Origin of the sequence: Marinicrinis sediminis (assembly GCF_042685085.1) — a bacterium.
In the GTDB taxonomy this organism is placed as follows: Bacteria; Bacillota; Bacilli; order Paenibacillales; family KCTC-33676; genus Marinicrinis; species Marinicrinis sediminis.
Genome location: NZ_JBHUMM010000019.1, coordinates 1 through 608, shown reverse-complemented (window position 1 = coordinate 608; position 608 = coordinate 1). Strand labels below are relative to the sequence as shown.

At 57.9% G+C, this 608-nt stretch carries 1 protein-coding gene; it reads right to left on the bottom strand.

Annotated elements, in window-relative coordinates:
- A partial coding sequence (locus tag ACFSUC_RS09875; RefSeq protein ID WP_379929391.1) for an AMP-binding protein occupies positions 1–608 on the bottom strand: 608 nt, incomplete at both ends.

The following is a 608-nucleotide window of genomic DNA, read 5'->3' as shown; positions in this document are numbered from 1 at the left end:
GCATCGAATACAGGCGCGCCCGTCTGAAGGATGCGCTCTCCCCGCTCGAAGGGATGATAGGTGGTGTCCTTCACCAGTCTGATCACATTGCGATGCTCGACCATAACCCCCTTCGGACGGCCAGTTGAACCCGATGTATACATGACGTAGGCGAGATGATGCGGATGTACAGGTGACGTATCTCGCTGAGCGTCCAGTGAATCCACCTGAATATCTTCCCGCGAAGTATCCGCCCTCATGGGCTCATCCAGTGCCATCACCATGCTGACGATGGAGGTTGGAACGGTCAGCGAGACACCGGGCTGCATGAGCAGCACCTTCGCTCCGCTGTGCGTTAGCATATACGTGACCCGATCCGGCGGGTACGACGGGTCAATCGGCAGGTACGCTCCACCTGCCTTCACAATGGCCAGCATGCCTACGACCATCTCCATCGAACGTTCTCCGGCAATGGCCACGATCTCCTCACTGCCCATTCCGGTATCCCGCAATTGCTGGGCGAGCCGTTCGGCTTTTGCGTCCAATTGACGATACGTCAGATGGCGGTTCGCTTCCACAAGCGCCAGCTCATCGGGATACAACGCTACCTGTTCAGCAAACAGCTCGGG